This window comes from Vibrio sp. 10N.261.46.E11 (genome assembly GCF_041472735.1).
Classification (GTDB): Bacteria; Pseudomonadota; Gammaproteobacteria; order Enterobacterales; family Vibrionaceae; genus Vibrio.
Map to the genome: position 1 here is coordinate 64233 of NZ_JBFRQW010000032.1, position 23511 is coordinate 87743.

Below are 23511 nucleotides of genomic sequence, written 5' to 3' on the forward strand. Positions count from 1 at the left end.
AGCCACTTTAAGTGATAAAAGTATTGTTGAACCCAACACGCCCTAGTCAAAAATAGAGAAGACGAAAGCTTGAATATGAACACACCTGCATTTGACCGTATCAGCCGCGTTCTGGCTTATATCCATGCGAATCTTAGCTCTGCGTTATCGCTAGAAGATTTAGCGACGCAAAGCTGTTGGTCTCGTTGGCAGCTGCAAAGAGTGTTTCAAGCCGAAACCGGGCTTACCGTGGCGAACTATGTGAGAGAGTTAAAGTTAAGTCAGGCTGCCGAAGAGCTGCTTGATGGAAAAGATCGTGTTATCGATATTGCGCTTGGTCTCGGATTCAATTCAGAAATAAGCTTTAGCCGTTCGTTTAAGCAAATGTTTGGGGTAAGCCCAAGTCAGTATAGAAAAGCAGGCAAAAGAGTAGGGTTAAAAAAGCCGATACAAGTATCAGAAACGGTGAGTAATTCAGAAAATAGGGCGTTAAGCTTTGTGGAAGTGCGCATTGATGAAAGAGAGCCTTTCTTAGTGAAAGGAATGACATCAGAAATCAGTGGCTTGTTTTCACTCACGCAAGACTTCGCACAGAAAGTCCCTCAGCTATGGTCACGTTTAGAGGGTGAGGTTGAAATCCCTGACGCTAACATGCTCCAGTTTATTGGTGTTGTTGACCTGACTCAGTCTTGCTTTGACGGAACCAATATTTACTATTGGGCGGGCGTTGAGCTTCATGACGAGATCTCTATCCCGCAACTGCCTAGTATTATCTCTGATAAGTTAGAGGTGCTGAACATCCCTAAGCAAACCTATGCAGTAGTAAAGCACCGTGGTCCTATAGAGCATCTACCCCATACTCTAAGTTGGTTTGTGCTTAATTGGCTTCCAAATTCAGGTTATCGTGGCGTTGATGGTTATGAACTTGAGATGTACCCATTTGGTTATCAAGCGCATGCTTCTGATGCGGAAATGGAGTACTGGGTTCCTATTATTAAATCGTAGTCATATTTCAGCTCTCCGACTTTCTCCCCCCTTCTCAAAAGCCTTTGTGTTACAAGGTCAAAGGCTACAAGGTCAAACGCTACTAGGTCAAATGTTACTAGATCAATTGTGTGTTTAATCAGCAATTGACCTAGTTTTACTCAAAATAGGCCAAGTTCTTTTTGAACTTGCACCAAATTGTTAATTATCCTACCTCTAGATACATACAATGCAAATGAGATTTATTACTATTTACAATTAAGCATTGGTACCGAGGGAATCATGACCACTCACACTCGTTTTAAGTATTCATCATTGGCAGTCGCGTTGCTGACTGCGTTTTCAGCGCAAGCATTCGCGGAAGATACCGCTACTTCGGCAGATTCGAATGTAGAAACTATTACTGTTATGGGTAAAGCCTACCGTAATACAGCAACGAAAACCGTTTTAGCGCCAGAAGAAACGCCGCAAACACTTAACGTTATCGAAAGCGAACAGATGGAACAACGTGGTGTTAAGTCTGTAATGCAAGCTCTTCGTTATGCACCAGGTGTATCAACCGAGAATAAAGGTGGTGCAGTGGTTCTTAGTGATTGGGTTAAAATTCGCGGTTTTGACTCTACGAATAACTATTATGACGGAATGATGTTGCCAATCCTTCCTGGATGGAACGTACAACCTCAGATTGATCCTATTGCGATGGAGCGTTTGGAAATATTTAAAGGTCCAACATCGGTTCTTTACGGATCAATGCCACCAGGAGGCATGGTTAATATCATTGCAAAAGCGCCTAAGTTCGAAGAGTCTACGAAAATTGGCTTAGCAACGGGTTTAGATAACTTAGTTGAAGCTTCAATTGATACAACGGGTGCTTTGAGTGACAACGTTGCTTATCGCTTGGTTGCTCTGGGTCGTAAGAAAGATACGCAAGTAGACGGTGTTGAGGAAGAGCGCTATGTGATTGCGCCATCAATCGATTGGTATGTGTCTGATAAAACCTTTATTAACTTCAATCTTTATTATCAGAATGACCCTGCATTAGGTCAGAACGTGACACTCCCATTAGCGGCGATTGAATCAGGAAAAGTATCACCTTCGACATTTGCCGGGGATGTTAATTACAACACCATCAAACGTGATTTCTTGATTACTGGTTATAAGTTTAACCATGATTTCAACTCAAATTGGGCATTTCTTCAGAATTTCCGTTATATGAAAACGGACTTTTATCAAGAAAGTACCGCCAGTGGCAATTTTGATGCTTCAACTGGCTCATTGGCTCGTTCGGCATATAGTACCGATGAAAGTTCTTCTGGCATTAGTGTTGATAACCAACTATCGGGCTTAGTGTCCACTGGCTCATTGGATCACTATTTACTTTTTGGTGTGGATTATCGAAACATAGAGGGTGATGTAGCCTACGACGCTTTCTCAGGTGTTGATAGCATCAACCTTTACAATCCAAATAACGATAAGCTGAACCCGAATGATTTTACAAAAACGTATTATCAAAACAACGACATTGAAGTAAGTCAGCTTGGTTTCTATTTCCAAGACCAGATGTTGATTGATAATTGGGTGTTCATTGCTGGTGGTCGTTTTGACAAAGTCGAAACAACGACAAAAGTATCAGTATTTGGTGGTGCACCAATTAAAACGGATACTGATGATACTAATTTCTCATACCGCTTAGGTGCTTTGTACAAATTTGATAATGGTTTATCTCCATTTGCAAACTTTGCTACCAGTTTTGAACCGAGTGTAAAGTTAGATACTAACGGTAATAACTTAGATCCTGAAACCGGTGAACAAGTCGAGTTTGGTCTTAAGTATGACTCATATGAGAATATGATTTCAGGTTCGATGGCTCTGTTCCAAGTGAATAAGAAAAATGTTGGAGTTCGTCCTGATGGCGCTTCACCATGGACTTCAGTTGGCGAGATTCGCTCACAAGGTATTGAGTTGGAAGGACGAGCACAAGTCACTGAAAACTTGGATGTGTTGGCGAACTACACATACACAGATATGGAAATTACTGAAGATAGAAATGCATCAAATATCGGACAAACACCAGTATTTGTACCAGATCATACTGCTAATGTTTGGGCTAACTACTTTGTACGTAGTGGTGCAATGAGTGGTCTTAGAGTTGGTGGTGGCGTACGTTATGTGGGAGAAACGGTTCTAAACGATACGTCAGACAAAAATAAAGGCCAAGTACCATCATATACTTTAGTTGATTTGTCTCTAGGTTATGACTTAGGAGAGGTTAACAGCTCGCTTAAGAACGCAACAGCTAATGTCGTTGCAAATAACATATTCAATGAAGAGTATTACACTTGTTGGAATGAGAGCTATTGCTGGTACGGTCAAGAGCAAACTGTAGAATTTAATGTTAATTACGAATTCTAACTAAGTTAGGGTTATCAATTTAAAGCAGCCTTTACTGGGCTGCTTTTGTCGTTTGAATAAATATAGAATTTAGATTGAGTAGGCAACAATATGAATTTACTACGAATAGCTTCCCATGTTTCTAAAATAAAGAGCTTGCATACAAAGTTGGCGGTATCCGTATTAGCGAGCGCTTTATCGTTTAATGCGATGGCCGATTACCAAGTTGAAGACAGCGAGGGCGTTAAAACCCTTGAAGCTCAGCCCGTTAGAGTGGCTGCGTTAAACTGGGACATTGCTGAACAAGTGATTGAACTCGGTATCACACCAGTAGCGGTGCCTGATATTGCAGGTTATACCGATTGGGTTGTTCAACCTGCGATCCCAGAAGGCGTGGCGGACATTGGCACTCGAACTGAGCCCAACTTTTCTGCTTTGAAGAAGCTAAACCCTGATGTGATTCTCATCGCTTCACCGCAGAAAGATCTTCAGGATCGACTCTCTGAAATTGCGCCCGTACTTTACTACCAAACGTACAGTGAACAACACAACAATGCAGCGGCTGCTATAGAGAACTTCAAGAAGATAGGTAAATTGCTTGGCAAAGAAGAGCAAGCGAACAACAAATTGGCAGTGATGGGTGAACGTATCGCTGTTCTAAAAGCTGAGTTAGACAAAGCGTATCCGGGTGACAAACCGAAAGTGACCTCTTTCCGTTTTGCGAGCACCACATCGGTGTTCATTTACGGCGATAACTCTATTCCACAATATGCGCTTGAACAGTTAGGTTTTGAAAATGCGATGGATCTTCCTGCGAGTCAGTGGGGCATCAGTCAAAAACGAATGACAGAGCTTAAGAACGTAAAGAAGGGCATTGCACTTTACTTTGAACCTTTCCCATATCAAGACAAACTAGACCGTTCTCCGGTTTGGAAGAGCATGCCTTTTGTTCGTAATGGTCAATTTAGCCCAGTAGCGGCAAGTTGGAGTTACGGCGGTGCCATGTCGATTTTGTATAACGCAGAAGCTATGGCGCAATCGCTGTTGACGTTAGCGGAGCAGTAATGAAATCCAGTGGTTTGGTGATGGGGGCAGCGCTGTTTTTCGCTTCCCTTGTTCATTTATGGTTAGGGCAATCTGAATTTGGCCCTATCGGTGAGCTGCTCCAGCAAGTTTCACTGATCAGTGACAGCGCGAGATTCAACTCAATGGTTGATGATTCATTCGAGTTGATGGCGTTAATCTATGTCAACTTGCCTCGCTTGGTCATGGCGATTTTGGTTGGCGGAACACTTGGCACCATCGGTAGCTTGTTTCAACAATTGACGCAGAATCGCATGATGTCTCCACTGACACTCGGTACATCGTCAGGTGCATGGCTTGGTCTGGTTATTCTGAATGTGGTTGCGCCGATGTTGGTTGCTCAGTATTCAGTTTGGTTCGCTCTGATCGGTGCAATGCTGGCGATGGGGCTGATTGTTTCGATTGTCGGAATCAAAAACATGAGCGGCTTGCCAATTGTTTTGGCGGGCATGGCGGTCAACTTGTTGCTAGGGGCATTTGCGACAGCAATTATCCTGCTTAACGACCAGTACGCACAGAACTTGTTTGTATGGGGAGCGGGTGATCTAGGACAAAACGGTTGGGAACAAGTAATTTGGCTGATACCTAAGCTACTTCCGATCTTTGCCATCTTCTTATTGGCACCAAGAGTCCTGACTTTACTTTCGATTGGCACTGAAGGGGCAGCAGCACGCGGGCTCAATATTGGCGCAACATTCTTTGTATTGATGGCGGTTGGCGTTTGGTTGGTGTCGGTGTCGATTACCTCAGTGGGCGTGATCAGCTTTATTGGTTTGATAGCTCCGAACATTGCGAGGCATTTAGGCTTCTTAAAGGCCAAATCTGAACTCGTCGCAAGCTGTGTATTAGGTGCGTTACTGCTTTGCGTCACTGACAGTTTAGCGATCTTCTTGGCACAATGGTCTTTGGATATGATTCCAACAGGGACGGCAACCGCGGTCATTGGCGCTCCAGCGTTGATCATTATTGCGAGAAAGCAATTATCGGCTCAAGATCAGCTGTTTTTCTCGATGCCTAAAGGGCCAAAGTTTATTTCACCTGTGGCTTACTTCTTGTTGGGCACAATGATTTTTGGGCTGTTTGCGTTGAGTGCATTATCTCAGCCTTCTTCTGATATGAGCTATTTTGTTATCCCAGACGCATTTGAATGGTCGATTCGTTGGCCGAGAATGTTAACTGCGATATTCGCTGGTGGTGGTTTGGCGGTGGCTGGTGTGATTTTACAAAGATTGGTCTACAACCCGCTCGCAAGCCCAGACATTCTTGGTGTGTCGGCGGGCGCTGTTCTGGCGTTGATTTTCAGTAGCCTGTTTATGGGTTATTCGATTCACTCATTGAGCCCTTGGATTGCTTTCTTAGGCAGCGCGATTGCACTGTGTTTATTACTATTCCTTGGCAAGAAGCATCAGTTTGCACCTTCGATCTTGATTCTCACAGGTATTTCATTAACCGCAGTTTTGGAAGCTTTGGTGCAATTCTCTTTAACGCGAGTGGGTGAGGGGAAATACACATTATTGGCTTGGTTAGCAGGCTCTACCTATCGTGTTGAACCTGAGTCAGCAATGATTATGACCATGGTGATAACGGCTTCTATCGGGGCTGCTTTGCTATTGAGCCGTTGGGTGACCTTAATTGCTACTGGCCGACAGTTCGCGAGTGCCAGAGGGCTGAATATCAATATCGCCTACGTGGCGCTGTTGTGTATTGTTGCGATCTTATGTTCGGTCGTGACAACCACTATGGGGCCAGTCGCATTTGTCGGCTTGTTAGCTCCGCATATCGCTGCAATGATGGGGGCTCGTTTGGTGCGAGAGCAGATCATCTTGTCGTTTTTGATTGGTGCTGCACTCATGCTATTTGCAGACTGGTTAGGGCAAGTGGTAGTGTTCCCAGCGCAGCTTGCAGCAGGGACGTTAGTTTCAATTATTGGTGGCAGCTACTTCATCTTCTTGTTACTGAAATCTCGAAGAACATAGGTTCTATCAAAACTGAGATCCCTTGATTATCAAAGCTACTGGTATTCAAAGCTACTGGCAATCAAAGAGATTCGCAATCAAAGCTACGAATGAAAAGCAGTGAATGGAGCGATCCATCACTGCTTTTTTATTGATGTCGTTGGTGTAAGGGGGAGGCGTTAAGCAACACAGGTCTCGCTTCTTGATGTGCAAGTTTGGCATATGTTAACAAAATGTATAATCTAAAGGTCTGACCACTCATAAGGTAGCCACCATGCCAAACCTCGATCGTATCACTTGTTCCATTGATGAAAACCAAATTGCCACCGTTGTGCTGAATAGACCCGATAAGCTCAACGCTATTGATATGGCGATGTTTGAAGGCGTCAATAATATGATCAGAGAACTCAAAAAGAATAACGAGATTCGCGCTGTGATAGTGAAAGGTAATGGTACGGATTTTTGTTCAGGGCTCGATGTTAAATCGTTATTGAACAGTAAAGTTGGGGCGATGAAGCTTTTGTTCAAATGGTTGCCGACATTGCCAAATGCGGCTCAGTATTTTTCTATTGGTTGGAGAGAGATCCCTTGCCCTGTTATTTTTGCGATTCATGGTCGTTGTTGGGGAGGCGGCCTTCAATTAGCCAGTGGTGGCGATTTTAGAATCGCTAGCCCAGACGCGACCTTCTCTATATTGGAAGCCAAATGGGGTTTGATTCCTGACATGGGAGGCGCCATCGCGTTTCGCGAGCTGATGCGTAAAGATCACACCTTAGAAATGGCGATGACCGCTAAAGTGATCGACTGCGAAACAGCGAAAGACTATGGCTTGGTGACTAAAATCGCCGAAGATCCTTACGCTGAAGCTTATGCGTTGGCACTTGAGTGCGCGAATCGTTCGCCAGATGTCGTCGCAGCTAATAAAAAACTCTACAACAAGACTTGGTGGTCCAGTCCTGGGTTCGCCTTATTTTACGAGACTTGGTATCAAATAAAGGTAGGGTTAGGTAAGAACAGAGCAATTGCTGCTCAACGTGAAATTCATCGAGACAAGCCGCGTCCATACGTCGCTAGAAAGTTCAAATAACGCTTGTAAAGTAATAACGGGTATTCCCATTGTTTATAGGGCTTTGCGGTAACCTTAGATCAATTTAATGTCTAAGGCTAAATGAGCAATCTGATGAACAAAACTTTTACTTACTCGCTAGCTGCCACCGCAATTTTTACAAGCTTAAATGCTTTCGCAAGTGGTCTATTTTTACAAGAAGCTGTCATCGCTAATGCTGGTACTACCGGCGCCGGGGACGGTGTTTACACTCGCTCTGCTGCTGCGATGTGGACTAACCCTGCAACCATGTCTCACATGGGCGAAAGCAAAACGACCATCAATACTATGGCGTTCGATCTTGAGATGAAATATCAAGACAACGGTGATAAGCAAGATGGTAAAGCTCATTCAGTTATGCCGTCATTTGGTGCTTTCCACGCGCATCAAGTAACAGACCAACTGCACCTTGGTATTGCACTTGGTGCTGTTGGTGGCTCAAGCCTTGATTACGGAAGTGAATGGGCGGGAGCAGCCCTTCTAGAAGAAATCACTTTGACTGCAATGCAAGTCAATCCATCACTGAGTTACAAGCTGAATGACCAATGGTCAGTAGGCGCAGGTGTTCAATTCAGTTGGGCTGCGTTCCAACAAACGACTTCAATGTTAACGGCCAAACAGGACACTGACTGGGCTTATGGCTATAACCTTGGCGTAATGTACACACCAACAGAAAAACTTAAGCTTGGCGCGAGTTACCGCTCTAAGCTAGAGCATGAATTCAACAATGACGTGAATGGAAAACTAGGTGCTAGCGTTTTGAATTCATTATCGACAGATATTGCTTTACCTGAAATTATCGATGTCAGTGCGAGTTATGCACTGAATTCTCAACTAGACCTGCTTGCAAGTATTCAGTTCCACCGTTGGAGCGCGTGGGACGAGACAGTACTAGACTTTGGTGCATCAGTTGGTAGTAATCCCGTGGGCGGGGTTCCAATCAAGCGTGATTGGGATGATGTTTGGAAATTTGCGGTTGGTGCTGATTATCAACTTAACTCAGACTGGCGTTTAAAAGCCGGCTTCTCTTATGAAACATCGCCTCAAGACGATCCGTCAATGCAATGGGTTGACCTTCCTGTAGGCGAACAATATCGCTACTCGGTAGGTGCTTCAACGTATTGGGATGATATCTTGATCGATGTGTTCTACGAATACGCGGACTTAGGTTCGGTTGATATGGATCGCGATGGACCGAAAGGGCGTAACTTGCTCAATGGCTCTTTCGATGGACGTATCCACTTTGTTGGCGTTAGTGCGACCTTCTAATGACATTACGTAATCTCTTTCTGCTGCTTTCTATCTCTTTCTTATGTGAGAGTGCCGCTCTCTTAATCTAGCTTAAGTTTTGCCTACCAGATTCTCTGTACTATCCGCTTGAATCAGTACCCATCAGCAATGGGTAACTCGCAAAACGATTTTAATGAGGATTAGACTTGAGTACTTTGTTTACAGAAACCCGCATCGGCACCATGACATTGAAGAACCGCTTTATGCGAAGCGCGACGTGGGAAAATATGGCAACAGAAGATGGCCATATGACAGACAAGCTTTACGCTATCTATGAAGAGTTGGCTCAAGGTGAAGTCGGCTTGATCGTGACTGGTTACGCTAACATCGTTGAAGAAGAGAAGCCGAATGCTGGCATGATGGGCATGTATAACGACTCGTTTATCGAGGAATATAAAAAGCTAACTCAACTGGTTCACGACAACGACTCTAAAATCGTGATGCAATTGGCTTACGGTGGCACCAAAACCACGTATGACCTTGGCGAGCGAGTGATCTTTGCCCCGAGTGAAGTTCCTGAAAAAGGGACTCAGACACTGGGTAAAGCGATGACCAAGGACGAAATTGATTACATTGTTGATGCGTTTGCCAAAGCGTCACTAAGAGCGAAACAATCGGGTTTTGATGGCGTAGAAATTCATGCCGCTCACACGTACCTAATCAACCAGTTTTTGAGCCCTTACTACAACCAGCGTGAAGATGAATACGGCGGTAGCTTAGACAATCGTATGCGATTCTTGCTTGAGATCTACACGGCAACGCGCAGGTTAGTTGGCGACGATTTCCCTATCTTGGTTAAGTTGACTGCTTCGGAGTTTTTTGAAGGTGGCGTGACCTTTGATGAAACACGTCTCGTGTGCAAAAAGTTAGAAGAAGTAGGTGTTGATGGCATCGTAGTGTCAGGCAACATCCATGGTAAAGCCGACACCATGATTGGCGAGTCACACGATGGCTTTACTATTCAAGCAGAAGGCTACTTCCATGAATATGGTCACGCGATCAGCCAAGATGTCGATATCCCAGTTATTACGGTAGGCGGCTTAACCGATTTTGAGGCCATTGAAGCTATCGCGAACAACACGGGTATTGAATACTTCGCGCTTTCAAGACCGCTGCTTTCTGAACCCCATTTAGTTAAGCGTTGGAAGGAAGGGGATAGAAGCCCAGTAGAGTGTGAGAGATGTTCTAAGTGTCGTACTAAGCGCGGTAACTTCTGTGTGGTGAATAAAGATAGAAAAGTACAGCTTGCTCGCATGTAGTCGTTGAGCCTAGATCAAAGCGTGAGCCTAAGCATGAGTCTAAACGTGAGCCTGTGTAATATTGCAGGCTCATATTTTTCTGGTTCTCCATGAACCGATATTTGTAACCTTATTAATCACATATCTCTGTCAAATTAGTGCGATTAAACAGATACAATTCACTTGTAAATTTTCCAATCGAGTTATCGTTACTATACTGAGCACCACGTGAAATTACTTCCTCTCCTAAAGCAACCTCGAATCCACTGACGCCTTTTTCGTTTTAGCGGCATTGCTATTATTTAAGCGTGATACTGACTATTGACCCCCTTAACTTCTGTGTATATGGGGTATTCGTTTGTACACGTTAGATCAGCATTGTCGATTTTTTGATATTTAAACGAATAAGTTAACCAGAGGTAAAAATGCAAAAGAAGCATTGGTCCAAATTCGAGTTGCTGCATGAAGTCGTCACCAACCCCAACATTCATATCAAAGGCCAACACAGTTATTACAGCGATTGCTGGGATAATGGCTTTGAACAATCGGTAGTGCGCTATTTACACGGCGACGAAGTCAGCCGCCAGTGGGAGCCTCGATGGGAAATCGACGAACTCCATATCGGCGATTATGTCTGTATTGGCGCAGAGGTCGTGATTTTGATGGGCGGCAACCATACACACAGAGTTGATTGGTTTTCACTGTATCCATTTATGGATGTGATCGAAGAAGCCTACATTGGCAAAGGTGATACTCATATCAAAGACGGGGTGTGGCTAGGTATGCGAGCCATGATCATGCCGGGAGTCACCATCGGAGAAGGCGCAGTAGTGGCGGCGAACAGTGTCATTACAAAAGACGTTGAGCCCTACAGCATTGTGGCAGGCTCGCCTGCGAAAGTCGTTAAGTACCGTTTCGATAGGTCCGTTGTTGAAGAACTGATTTCGATGAAAATATACGAGTGGCCTGAAGAGAAGTTTGATTCATTACGAAAGCACTTATGTGATTCAGATTTTACAAAGTTAAAGCAGGCGATTGAGGATTATGACAACAGATTGTAAAGCACGAACAGAACGGAAGGTTTGTGTAGGAAGATCTGTGTCATATTTATATTGAAAAACACGTTAAATCAGTTCGTTACCTTGCAATACCCAACATGGTGTACCAATCTTATTTCATAAGCATGGATAAGGATTGTGTATGCCCGCAAGTTCAATGAAAAACAAAGGGGTGGTAGGGAAAGTCCTACTGCCTTCTTTACTCATAAATCTTCTCTCTCTTGCCGTTCCATTAACGGTTTTACAAATTTACGATCGTATTTTACCTAACCAAAGTTACGGTACTGCCACTTTGCTATTGGCTGGTGCGACATTGGCCGTCGCGATGGAAGCATTGATTCGATTCGTGCGTACTTGGCTTTTGTCTGCGGCCGCCAGTAATACCGAGAAAGCGACCTACCAAACCTTAGTTGAAAGAGTGACGAATGCTTCATCCGGTCATATTCGCCACCTAGGGGTTGGGGGCGTGGAAGAGGGGTTGGGTTCCGTATCAAAAGTCAAAGACTGGTATTCTGGTGGGGTAATAGCTGGCTTTATCGACTTACCTTTTGCACTGATCTTCTTGGGGTTGGTGGCTTACATTGGCGGTGAGCTGGTGGCGATACCTTTGGCAGTTTGGCTTATTACTCTCGGAATCGTTTGGTTATCTTCTATTCGCGTTAAAAGCCTAAGTGAAGAAGCCTCTCAAGATGAGCAGGAGCGAAAAGCATTCTTGATTTTGCTGAGCCAAACCATTCAGGGAATCAAACGTCAGGCCGTTGAGTCTCGAATCTTCAATCAGTTTAAATCCCTCAATAATGTTCGCTCTCAGTCTAAAGCGAAAGAGGAAGAGCAAAACGCCTTCGCACAAGAGTGTATTCAACTTGCAGCATTAGCCACGTCAGTTTTACTCGTGATCACTGGCAGCTTATGGGTGTTGGATGGTCAGTTAACTACTGGTGGCTTGGCGGCATGTTCTATCTTATCTGGCAGAGCGGTTGCGCCTTTGAGTGCTCTGGTTGGGGTTAGAATCAAGCTTAATTCAATACACAGTGCCAATCAGGCAATAGAAAAATTGAGTGACTTATCACTATCGGACTCTTCAGATTCTGAGCAAGCTGAGAACCACTTATCTGACTTTGAGACGTTGGAAATCAAGCAAGCGACCGTTGAAAGATACGGTGAACTCTCTCATGCAGATGTCACACTGAATAAAGGTGAGTTGATATTGTTAGAGAGTGAGGATCGCCACACCAACAGTCATTTATTGTCGTCGATTGCAGGTATCGATGATCTGAAAGCGGGTGAGTGCTTCATTAACGGAGCTGCAGTTTCAATCGCATCCGTAACCAATATTGCTGCCTACTGTGGCGTGAAAGGGCAGTTGGTGTCGGGTACTATTCTCGACAACTTGTGCGGGTTTGACCCTGAGAAAACGCAAAGTGCCAGTGACTATGCAAAGCGTTTGGGTTTAACCAAAGAGATTACTCGATTACCCGATGGACTAGAGACACAAATTGGCCATACGAGTGCTTCTTTGTTGAGTATGGGTAACGTGAAAATGCTCAATATCGCGACTCAGCTGGCCAGTGACAAGCCCGTAATCATGTTAGAGAGACCGGACTCTTCACTCGACTTAGATGCCCTTGGGAATCTAGCTAAAGTGTTGGAAGAAGAAGTGGCTGCAGGGCGCACCTTACTTGTGGTGAGCTACCATTCGAAACTTCGCGAACTAGCTAATCGAATCATTACAGTGGAAAGCCGAGCCATTACGGTCGAAAGCGAGATCAAGCAGGAGGCCGTCGTATGAATCGTTTAGATATTGGTAACCCTTCAGGTACGAACAACCGTGCAGATACCAGCGGTCGACAAGAGGTGATGAATCATTTAGAAACCGAGAGCCTTTCCGTTCTTAAGCAGTTGGAAGTTAATGCTAATATCCAGTTGTTCGCACATCAATGGGTCGATGAGAATGGCATTGAATCAATCGACGACATGTTCGCCATGTTCGATAGGCTTGCATTACCCTATCGCTTGGTTGCTAATCTCGATGAGGTAGGTGAACACAAATTAGTCTTACTGGTTCTTGGTGAACATGAGTTGATCTCAGGTCATTTAGAATCGAAGCAATTTGTTGCCTTTAGCGCGAATGAAGCCATTACCGATGTTCCGCAGTTTTGTATTGTTATAGATGGCCCACCATTAGAGAAGGCTTCTCCTGATTGGGTTGGTGAACGGTTACATGCGTTTCGTCCCATCATTCCTAAATTGCTGTTGGTCAGCTTTATCACCAACTTGTTTGCGCTTGCTGTTCCATTCATCACTATGTCGATCTATGACCATGTGATTGGTGGTGACGCGGGGCATGAGTTGCAAGGTATTGCTATTGGCGCGGCTTTGTTGTTTGTGATGATGGGTTGGTTAAGAACATTGCGCAGCCGAGTGTTTGCTTCGGTGGCAAATCGAGTCAGTCGCGAGATCTCTCAATCTCTTGTTCAGCGTCTGCTTAGAAATAGTTATGCTCAAAATCAACAAACAGCGTCGTCTAGTCAACAAAACCAAGTGATGTTGTCTGAGCGCATTTCAGGCGTGTTGTCTGGGCCTTTGGGAAATGCGCTGTTTGATCTGCCATTCATTCTTATCTTTGTACTTGCGATTGGTGTGTTAGGTGGATGGTTGGTGCTGGTTCCTATTGTTTCTTTAATTCTTTATTACTTGCTAGCAAAACGCTCGATACGCTCTAGCAGCAAACGCTCAATACAATCAACGGTGGCAGGAACTAATCGTCAGAACATGACCAATGAGTTGTCATCTAAACTCGCCTTTATTCGCAGTGCTGGATTATCAGAGCACTGGATTCAACGTTTCCAAAAGGCCAACCTTCTTGCATCTACAGTGACGTTCAATCAATCGGTTCTCCAGAGTCGATACACCTCGATTTATTACTTCATTGGTGTGGGTTCGACGTTAGCGGTTATGGGGTTAGGAATAGGACTTATTTTTGAACAAGTAATGACGCCTGGTGGTTTGATTGCTTCAATGATGTTGATATCTAAAGTGACAGGTCCTGCTCAGGTATTGGCGAACAGCGCGATGCGTTTTAATAGCTTTAATCAATCCAAGTTGCAGGTGAACCGTATTCTGTCTCAACCGTCTGAGCGCGAATTTAGCTACCAACATCACCCGCTGCCAACGTTAGCACCTAACTTGAAGTTGGAGCAGGTGACACTACGTTATCCGAAGCAAAGTCGCCCTGCATTGAGTGGTGTAAGTTTTGATATTGAAGCTGGCGAAATTGTTGCAATTACGGGGCCTTCGGGAAGCGGAAAATCAACGTTGATCGAAGTGCTGTCTGGTCTACAGCCAATACAAAACGGGATGGTTGAGCTTGAAGGGGTTAACCTAGTTCAATACGATCCACAGCTCTATCGCCATTGGTGCTTTATTCGAGCGGCTTATCCCGATTTGCTCACGTTGAGTATTCGTGAATGGCTAAACGACGGACATAAAGTCGAAGTACAGAAAATGATTTCTGCGATTGAACTTGTGGGTGGCAAGCGTTGGTTCGCCACGTTGCCAGATGGGTTGGATACTTCAATCAGCAGTATTCAACCTGATAGCCTTTTTGACATGTTGTCGGGCAGTGTTGCGCAGATCCTCATTGACGCGAAAGCGTTGGTTTATGACTACCCAATGTTCTTAATGGATAACCCCGTGCCTGATGCTCATCCAAATGTTAAGCGTGTGTTTGGCGAGTTTCTGGCTTCGAAAAAAGGAAAAGCAACGGTGATCTATACCTCTCACGATCCGGATTTAATCAAGCTTGCCGATAAAGTGGTGGTACTCAATGAAGGTGCCGTGGTTTATGCCGGCCCATTAGAGGCTGAACAGCCTTCAGAGCCTCAAGCTTCCCAAGAACAAGATCCGTCTGCTGAACAAAATGCAGCCCAACAAGAACAATCCAAGTCTAAGCAAGGAGTCGCTAATGGCTAAACAACCTATCGAGAAGGGCAAGCGCTACGGTGAACTTGTTGAATCACAAAATACGGCTCGTACATTAGCTCTGGCCACATGGTCGGTTGCCTTATGTGTTATTGCTTTTGCCACTTGGTCTGTAGTCACCCAAGTTGATGAAATCGCCAAAGCCAAAGGAGCTGTTATCCCTGAAGGGGAAAAACAAGTCCTGCAAAGTGATATCGGCGGGAAGTTAAAACGAATCCTAGTGAAGGAAGGCCAACTGGTTGAAAAAGGTCAACCGTTGGTAGAGTTTGATGCCACTTTTCAGCAAACCGCATTGGAAGAATTACGGTCTCAACAAGTCACCTTGCTGGCGAGTATAGAACGTATGAATGCTTTGCTCGATGATCGTGAACCGAATTTCGGAGAGTTTGAAATTGATTTCCCTGAGATCGTAAGCCAGCAAAAAGCACAACTTAATGCTCAAAAGGGTCTCTATTATCAGAAACGTATTGTCCTTGAAAAAGAGAGCGAACAGATTGCAGAACAGCTCCGTAGTTTGGAGAAGTCGTTGCCGAGTTATGAGAAAGAACTTTCTGCGACAAAACAAGAATTGAATATCCTAGAAAAAGGGTACAAGTCTGGCAATATTTCACGATTAAGAGTTTTGGAAATGCGTCAAAAGTTGGCAAGCATTGAACAGAAGATCGAAGAGGCGCGTGGTAAAAAAGCGGTGTTGATTAAACAAGCTGATGGGGTCGAACAAAAAATTGGACAACTACTCGCAGAAGCAAAAGTGAAAGTCAGTGACGACCGTTCTAAAGCGGTGTCCGATTTGTCCGCACTTAACGCGAGAGTTCGTTCAAGCCAAGCTAAAGTAACCAACACGACGTTAGTTTCGCCATTACAAGGGTTAGTCCAAAGTCTTCCAAGTACCAAGAATGGTGGGGTAATTCAACCGGGTGGTACCGTGGTTGAAATTGTTCCTGTGGGTGGGAAAGCTGACTTTAAGGCTCGATTATCGCCAAGAGATATTGGTTTTGTGAGCGTAGGGCAGCCGACTCGAATCAAGATTGATGCGTTTGACTACAGTCGTTTTGGCGCATTGAAAGGTATGGTTGAGAGTATCTCTCCAACCACAAGTCAAAGTGAACGCGGTGAAATCTATTACGAAGTCGTCGTCTCGGTGGATGTTCCTTATTTCCGTGATAATCCGGAGAGTTTTTCTATCTTGCCAGGTATGACGGGCGAGGTGGATATTACAACCGGTGAGAAATCCGTTTTCCAATACTTGTGGAAGCCAATTTACACGAACGTGAGTGTCGCGTTTGGTGAAAGGTAATCGCTATAGAGATTCGCAGAATAGTAAACACATAAGAAAATAGAAAGCAAAAGGGAGCACATCATGTGCTCCCTTTTTGGTTTTCACTTTCTTTGTTCTGTATGTTCTTTAGAAGAGATTACGGGAGCAGACAATACTCCCAATCTTACTTGATGTTATGGATTAGGGTCTATGTCTGGCAGCCCGTCTACGTCGTTGTGATGGTGATGCTCATCATCTTGGTTATGGTTGATGTTCGCATCATGGTGTTCAAGCGCATCTGACATATCCAAGTGCGCTTGGTCATGTGTTGCTGCATCTGGTTGGTCGACTTGTGCAAGTACGATATCCATGTCCGCAGGTTGATCGTCAACCGTTGTCGATGTCGCATCGGGTTTAATGCCCAAGGCATCCAGATAAGCTGCTGCACCATGATGACTGGTTTTCTGGTCTGGTACTTGGTGAGCGTGCTGAGTCAAATCTAGATAGCTGTCATCACTTTGCGTAACGGTAAAGTCTGCTTGCGAAGACATGTCAGGCTCGTCATGTAACACCGGAGGAGGCGGTGGTGGAGCAGGGTGTGAGGTATGGGTAATAGGGGTTATTGTCATATCAACCACCTCGGTACCTATATTCAGTTTACCGCTATTTCCCGGGCCGTGGCTGAGTATTTGAACGTTCACATGGGCAACCACTTCATCTTGATTTGTTCCTTGTAATGCAACTTCGAACTTGTCTTCATGTTGGCCAATACCAGAAGCGCTGCCATGTGGCCCTGTGTGTACATTTGCCTGTTCTTGATAGTGTAAATCACCAGTCTGAGGGTCAATGGTTAATGTTCCATATTGACCGTGATGGCTTGTTACATAACTCCCATCTGGAAGATGAATCCGCCAACCATGTTGTGCAGTTGGCACTGGCGTTAAAGATGGGAGTAGTGGCGGTGTACCCAGTGAACCGGACACTTGGTGACTTCCCGGTGGCGCTTTGACTATGATCGGATCAGGTATTGCACTGGCAGCAAAACCTTGGCTACCCGCGGTATTACCGTGTTCGTCAGTCATGGTCACTTGTACATGAGAGCCTGGTGCAACTTCTATTTGTAACCCATTCTGTAGACTATGGGCATCGAGCACATGGTCTTGTCCATTAACGACAAGATGCTCGCCAATTTTAGCATCACCAGGAGGCGTAATGGTTGCTGTGATCGTGTTTGCATCACCACGGGCAATTTCAGCTTTGCTGTATAAGTTGTCTGCGCCTGCGCTTTCAAAAGTAATCGTAGGGAGACTTACCTGAGTGTCGACTTGGTAAACCACATCGGTGGTGGCGTGTGCGCTATTACCTGCGCTATCTGTAACGGCTATTGAGGCTTCAATTTTCTGGTCAGCATCTGCAATTAATTCACTACCAGGAACAGCAATTGAATAGTGCCCATGTGAATCGACAGCGCCAGTATGTTTTATGCCATTTACATTTAAAGTGACAACATCTCCAGTATTAAAATCACCAGAAACGGATCCGGTGATGTCAATGGAGCTGTTGGATTCTTGAGCATTAATCACATTGTCGGCGGTAATTGGGTCTGTTTGAATACCGACGTGTACTTGTGTATCTATATGGACGGAAAGAAGCGAAGAGGTAGCCGGTAGCACTGACGAAGGAGCCAATGCTTTGGCTGATAGATTATGATCGCCCTCCGATAAGCTGCTTACTGCAACACTATATTGGCCAGAGGCATCAGATACCGAATGTCCAACGGGTGTGGAATCATCGTAAATCGTGACTTTCGAGAATGGAATATCAGTGTGTCCGGTAATCGTTGGGGTAGTGTCGTTGGTAAGGTTGTCAGTATCCGAGTTTCCGCTATCACTTGAAGTCGCCAAATCTACAGTAACCGCATTACTTGGTGGCGTGTTACTGCTAGTTGGAAGACTTGGTTGCGCCGTCGTAACGACAGGGTTTTGCGGAACTGTGGTGGTGATAGTTGGTTGTTGCCCTGTAATCAGATTGACTTGGCCATTGATATCAAAGGTTAGGAACCTTGATGATTCCCCGCCATGGTTATCCGCAACTTTAACTTCAAACACATCAGTGCCGTGGTAGGTATGTGTCGCCTTGTCAAAACTCATTCCTGCAACAGTAGAGTTGGGAGTATAAACATAAGCACCAGAGTTTGGATCTACCGTCAGATCACCAAACTGTCCGCTAGAATTTACCACCGAGAAAGAATGGGTGTCTTTTACATCAACATCCGTTTCTGTCAAGGTACCTGTTGTTGGCGTAGTCTGCGTGACTGAAAGTGTTGGCGCATCGTTGGTGCCGTGGATACTCACGGTAACAATGTGTTTATCCCCGCCCTGTGTGAGCACTTCGTATTGCACTGTCTCAACTTGATCCTTAGCAAGGTGCTGTACGTTGGAATTAGGAACGGAGTAACTCCAATCGCCCGCTTTTCCGATGGTGAAAGAGCCGCCAAATGGGTCATGCAGCGCATGCACATTATGGTTTTCATGGAAATGATTCTCTCCCGCATCGGGATCGGTGACATCAAGCACACCAACGGTATAAATCGTATGTTGGGCATCACCTTGGACATGCCTATCTTCACTGACAGTTCCTGATTTATCTCCTGTGATCACACCTGCATCATTAACCGCAGATAAGGTCGTGCTCGCTCCCGTGTGCGTGATACCGCCATGCGCGTCTTTAACGTCATAGCTAAAATGGACGTCACCGTTGTAGTTTTTCTCTGGGGTAAACGCAAAGCTGCCATCAGGGTTTGAGGCAATTGAGCCATGATCGGTATGTAGGTTTTCAATGGTGAGCTTGCCTAAATCATTAGCATCTACATCTACAGTGTTTTGTAATAATTGAGCCAGCGTGAGTACTTGAACAGTATCTTCTTTGCCTGAATTTAGGTGAACTTCCGATGAGCAATAAGGTTTATCGTTATCACCATGAATGGTAATCACAATATCATGCGCTGTGCCGTCTTTTGAGTAGACAGTGATGGTATCAGTTAATGATTCTCCCTCCCCTAATTTATCAATTGCTCTGCCAACACCTGAAGCTTGTTGACCTACTTCAATATTATAATGCCAAGTGCCATCTTTGAGTAACATGAGATTGCCATATTGACCGTGATAAGCATAACCTAAACCTTTGCTATCAAAGGTATTTTCCCCACTGTCGCCGTCTATAATATTGAGCTTTCCATCAACATATAAAAGATCATTGGTAATTTCCCCCATGCCTGAATGTGCATGATCGGGAGAGCGGTCAGGTCTGCTACTTTCGTTAATATCTCCAGTGTCTAAGCCCGATATGATAGCTTTGTCATCAACAGCAGCCAGTGATGTGCTAGCGCCTGTGTGGGTAATACCACCATGCGGATCTTTAACGTCATAGCTAAAATGTACATCACCGTTGTAGTTTTTCGTTGGGTGGAACGTGAAGGTGCCATCTTTGTTGTCGACAATGGAACCATGATCCGCGACTAAATTAGCGACGCTGAGTTGGCCAATATCGTTGTGGTCAATATCGGTAGCATGGCTTAGGAGTTCCGATGTGGTCAGTTGAATATCGGTATCTTCGACACCGGGAGCGAGCTTCACTTCTGCTGATACGGTGGGTATATCATTGGTACCATGAACCGTCACGGTAAGCAGTTGACTTGCTGTTCCATCTTTGGAGTGAACCGTGTGTGTCTCAGTGAATGATTCCCCAGCACCGAGGTGTTGAACCTCATCGATAGAATTATCGATTTTATAATTCCAGCCACCATTGGCGTTGATTCTGAATTCGCCATGATGAGCGGTTTGAATGGTTTCTGGTTGCAAATAAGCATCATCATGGTCAGGGTCGATGACTTTTAAACGACCGCCAGCATAGAGATGAGTTTGACTTGCGGGGACAAAGTGTTCTTCATAGATATGCTGACTTGCTGGTAATGAATGAGGCATCAGTACATCGATACGAGCTCCGCTATCTTCACCGTGTATGGTTATTGTGATGAGCTTGGTTTGACCATCGCTTGTCTGGATTTGATATTGATCGGTAAGCGTTTCATTTTGCTTAAGTGCCGCGATTTTATCATCAGCGTAGTGGTTTCTTGCCCAATCAAGGCTGAACGTATAGTGGCCGTCTGGCCACATTGAGAGTCGACCATAACCTTGATTGCCCGCGCTCGTACTGTGTACAAACGCCGTTTTATCATGAGTGTCTGGATCGACCAATCCAATTTGTCCATTGATAAAACTTAAACTGTTGAAGGTATGTAACGCTTGGCCTTCTGTAATATCAATGGTGGAAGATTGAAGTTGTGCTTTGTCGTCTGCGCCAATCATGGTGATGGTCGCAGTTGCAGGTGTTTGTCCTCCATGATTATCGGCCACCGTATATTGAATCGTGATGTCCGACTTTTCACCTGCGCTTAAATGTTGGAATGCCGAGCTATGGCTATCAATGATTAAGGTATGGCCATCTGGAGCGATACTAACGCCAACAGGAAGTGGGCCCGTATGCCCTTCAAAAGTGACCTGAATATGGTTCACGGATAATGGGTCTCCATCCACATCTTTTGCGGAGCCCAGTAAGTCCACAGTGTGATGAGAATCTGTGTCTTCGGTGACGCTATCGGTAATTGGCTGCACATCTGGGTTATCGTTCACAGCGACTAGCGTGGTTGTTGCTCCTGTATGAGTTACGCCACCGTGAGCATCTTTAACGTCATAACTGAAATGTACTTGGCCGTTGTAGTCTTTACTCGGCGTGAAAGTAAAAGTACCGTTGGGATTAACCGTTATTGCGCCATGATTTGCCTGTAAATTTTCAATGCTTAGCTGACCTCTATCATTCGCATCCACATCCACGGTATTTTGCAATAATTGCGCTGCAGTCAATATGATCGCTTTATCTTCGTCGCCATTCACTAAAACGACCTCAGATGAAGTGTAAGGGCTGTCATTATCACCATGAATCGTAATATTAATATCATGACGGGTACCATCTGCAGATTTGATAGTGACCGTATCGGTTAACGTTTCACCTTGCCCTAAACGATCGATCTTACGGCCTGTGCTATTTTGCCCAATTGAGGCGTAATAGTTCCACTCACCGCTTGGTAACATGATGATATGGCCATAATGCCCTTGATAAGTGCCAGTAGCGACATGACTCTCGCCTTTATCGGCATCAGTGATAATAAGTTGGCCTTCAGTGTGAATTAAATCATTCGACAATTTACCAATATTGCCATGCATATGATCTGGAGAGCGATCATCTACGCTGCCGCCCGTCATATGGCCGTCTGGCTCAGTATAAGTATGACCTTCGTGCACATCTCCAGTGTCGGTGCCCGATATCACTGCCGCGTCGTTAGTGCCGTTAATCGTCACCTTGATGGTCGACGGTGTGCCATCAATAGACGAGACAGTGAAGGTCTCTTCAACTTTATCGCCGACGTTTAATTGGTTAAACGCGCTGTTGGCGGTGAATGTCCAATGACCATTGGCATCAATAGTCAGGTCACCGTTGGTGCCTGAAATAGAATCCGGCGTGAATATGTTGTCTGGGTTATCAATGTCGGTGCTGGTTAAGGTACCTGAAGTTGTTACTACTTTGTCAGTTTCATCTATGGCAACGGTCGCACTGCTGACAGTGGCTTTGTCATTAGTGCCATTGATCGTGACCATAACTTGATGTGCTGTGCCATCGGCAGAATGAACAGTGACGATGTCTGTCGCAGTCGAACCTTGGCCAAGCCCTTGAACTACAGGGTTATTGTTATCTAAATTGTATGTCCAAGCACCGTCTTTTGTGATGCTTAGCGTACCGAAATTGCTAGTCACTTGTGAGGCTTGAAAGTGGTCTTCTCCAAGATCAGAGTCCGTTACCGAAAGCTGTCCTTGGACTTGTGTCGTTAAATCTTCTGTTACTGCTCCTGCATCCACACCCGTAATCACGGCATTGTCGTCGTTCCCGCCAATTGTCATATCAATGGTTTGTGGAGTGCCATCTTTGGTATGAATAGTGAAGCTTTCGTGCAATGAAGTGGCTGCGGTTAACGCTTGAACATTCGAAAGAGAGTTATCAACTTGATACTGCCAATGTCCATCAGCATCGATAGTCAATGAACCATATTTACCTGAGATAACTTCTGGCGTAACCGAACTTTCACTTTGGTCAGGGTCTATAACATCAATTTTGCCGTTCGCATGTAACAAGCCTTGTGAATCAATATTATGATCTTCTGTTACTACACCTGTTAGATCTCCAGAAATATTTGGCGTGTCTTGCTTACCTGTTACCGGTATCTGAACAATGATGCTCGAGCCATTAGATAGATGTAACGCAAAATGATCAGTACCTGGTTGGTGTTGGTTTAACAGGATGTATTGAGGAGAATTTGGATTCAATACGAATGTGTATTGACCATTTGCATCAACATGAAGCTCTCCGTAGGTACCTTTTATGACTTCTGGCATAAAGGTGACGGGTAAAGCGGGCGTCGTAGGCGCATTCGAATGAGTCGGCTGACCGTTATTTCCTGAGGAGATAGTCGGCATCGATACCGAAGGAATGTAATGGATTTGCGGGTGAGAAAGCGTCGACAAATGATGAGAAGGAACCAAGTGAGAGCTCGAACCATGGGGGGCATGACTTGCATTTAAGGTGGAGTTTACGTCGCTGTCACTCGTTTGAGCCTCTTGATGAGTAACCGCTGATGAGTCAGCTTGTGTATGGTCATCGGTGACATATTTTTCTGTCACGCTATTTGCGGTTACTTGATCTACAGCCCCGCTGGAATTGTCTATACCCTCTGCAGCTCCGTGTTTAGCCAATGATGGCAAAATCATCATGAGTGATTGAAAAAGTGGGATATTAACTTTTAGGTGTGAATGCAGTCTGAGCTTCTTTTTTTTTGTTGGTTTCTGTTGTTCTAGCTCGTTACTTTTCTCATTTTTGGTTTCTGAATTTTTCTTGTTTGCTTCGACGTTTTTTTTGTTAGCCATTTGTATCATCCGTGAATCGTGGTTGCACTATTTTAAGTAAAATACACAGATAGAGGTTTCGCTAGCTAATTGGATAATTTTTAAAGAAAATTTCCTCAAATCAAACAATTCTCTCAATTTAATGCAAAAAGGTAATAGAACCTTTTCTGGTCTAT

At 44.8% G+C, this 23511-nt stretch carries 12 protein-coding genes; 11 read left to right on the forward strand and 1 reads right to left on the reverse strand.

Annotation, left to right across the window (positions count from 1 at the left end):
* The first annotated feature begins 75 nt into the window (after positions 1–75).
* From AB4407_RS10885 to AB4407_RS10935, 11 genes are all read left to right on the forward strand, one after another.
* Complete coding sequence (locus AB4407_RS10885) at positions 76–984, forward strand: helix-turn-helix domain-containing protein (protein ID WP_372120558.1); 909 nt, start codon at positions 76–78, stop codon at positions 982–984.
* Positions 985–1245: 261 nt separating this feature from the next.
* Entirely contained in the window at positions 1246–3375 is a 2130-nt protein-coding gene (locus AB4407_RS10890; RefSeq protein ID WP_372120559.1) for a TonB-dependent siderophore receptor, read from the forward strand.
* Positions 3376–3465: 90 nt separating this feature from the next.
* Entirely contained in the window at positions 3466–4419 is a 954-nt protein-coding gene (locus tag AB4407_RS10895; protein ID WP_372120560.1) for an iron-siderophore ABC transporter substrate-binding protein, read from the forward strand.
* Complete coding sequence (fhuB, locus tag AB4407_RS10900) at positions 4419–6413, forward strand: Fe(3+)-hydroxamate ABC transporter permease FhuB (RefSeq protein WP_372120561.1); 1995 nt, start codon at positions 4419–4421, stop codon at positions 6411–6413. Before AB4407_RS10895 ends, fhuB begins: the two co-directional genes overlap by 1 nt.
* Before the next feature lie 253 nt (positions 6414–6666).
* Entirely contained in the window at positions 6667–7479 is an 813-nt protein-coding gene (locus AB4407_RS10905; RefSeq protein WP_372120562.1) for a crotonase/enoyl-CoA hydratase family protein, read from the forward strand.
* 93 nt (positions 7480–7572) lie between these two features.
* Positions 7573–8766, forward strand: coding sequence for an OmpP1/FadL family transporter (locus tag AB4407_RS10910; protein WP_372120563.1), 1194 nt, complete (start codon positions 7573–7575; stop codon positions 8764–8766).
* A gap of 167 nt (positions 8767–8933) precedes the next feature.
* Complete coding sequence (locus AB4407_RS10915) at positions 8934–10046, forward strand: NADH:flavin oxidoreductase (protein ID WP_372120564.1); 1113 nt, start codon at positions 8934–8936, stop codon at positions 10044–10046.
* Positions 10047–10450: 404 nt separating this feature from the next.
* A complete protein-coding gene (locus AB4407_RS10920) occupies positions 10451–11086 on the forward strand; it encodes a CatB-related O-acetyltransferase (protein ID WP_372120565.1) in 636 nt (211 codons plus the stop codon).
* 139 nt (positions 11087–11225) lie between these two features.
* Positions 11226–12872, forward strand: coding sequence for an ABC transporter transmembrane domain-containing protein (locus AB4407_RS10925; protein WP_372120566.1), 1647 nt, complete (start codon positions 11226–11228; stop codon positions 12870–12872).
* Complete coding sequence (locus AB4407_RS10930) at positions 12869–15055, forward strand: peptidase domain-containing ABC transporter (protein ID WP_372120567.1); 2187 nt, start codon at positions 12869–12871, stop codon at positions 15053–15055. Before AB4407_RS10925 ends, AB4407_RS10930 begins: the two co-directional genes overlap by 4 nt.
* Positions 15048–16361, forward strand: coding sequence for an HlyD family type I secretion periplasmic adaptor subunit (locus AB4407_RS10935; RefSeq protein WP_132969329.1), 1314 nt, complete (start codon positions 15048–15050; stop codon positions 16359–16361). The genes AB4407_RS10930 and AB4407_RS10935 overlap by 8 nt, the downstream gene beginning before the upstream one ends.
* Positions 16362–16516: 155 nt before the next feature.
* Here the strand turns inward: AB4407_RS10935 and AB4407_RS10940 are convergent, their stop codons facing one another.
* Positions 16517–23356, reverse strand: coding sequence for a VCBS domain-containing protein (locus tag AB4407_RS10940; protein ID WP_372120568.1), 6840 nt, complete (start codon positions 23354–23356; stop codon positions 16517–16519).
* Positions 23357–23511: the final 155 nt, after the last annotated feature.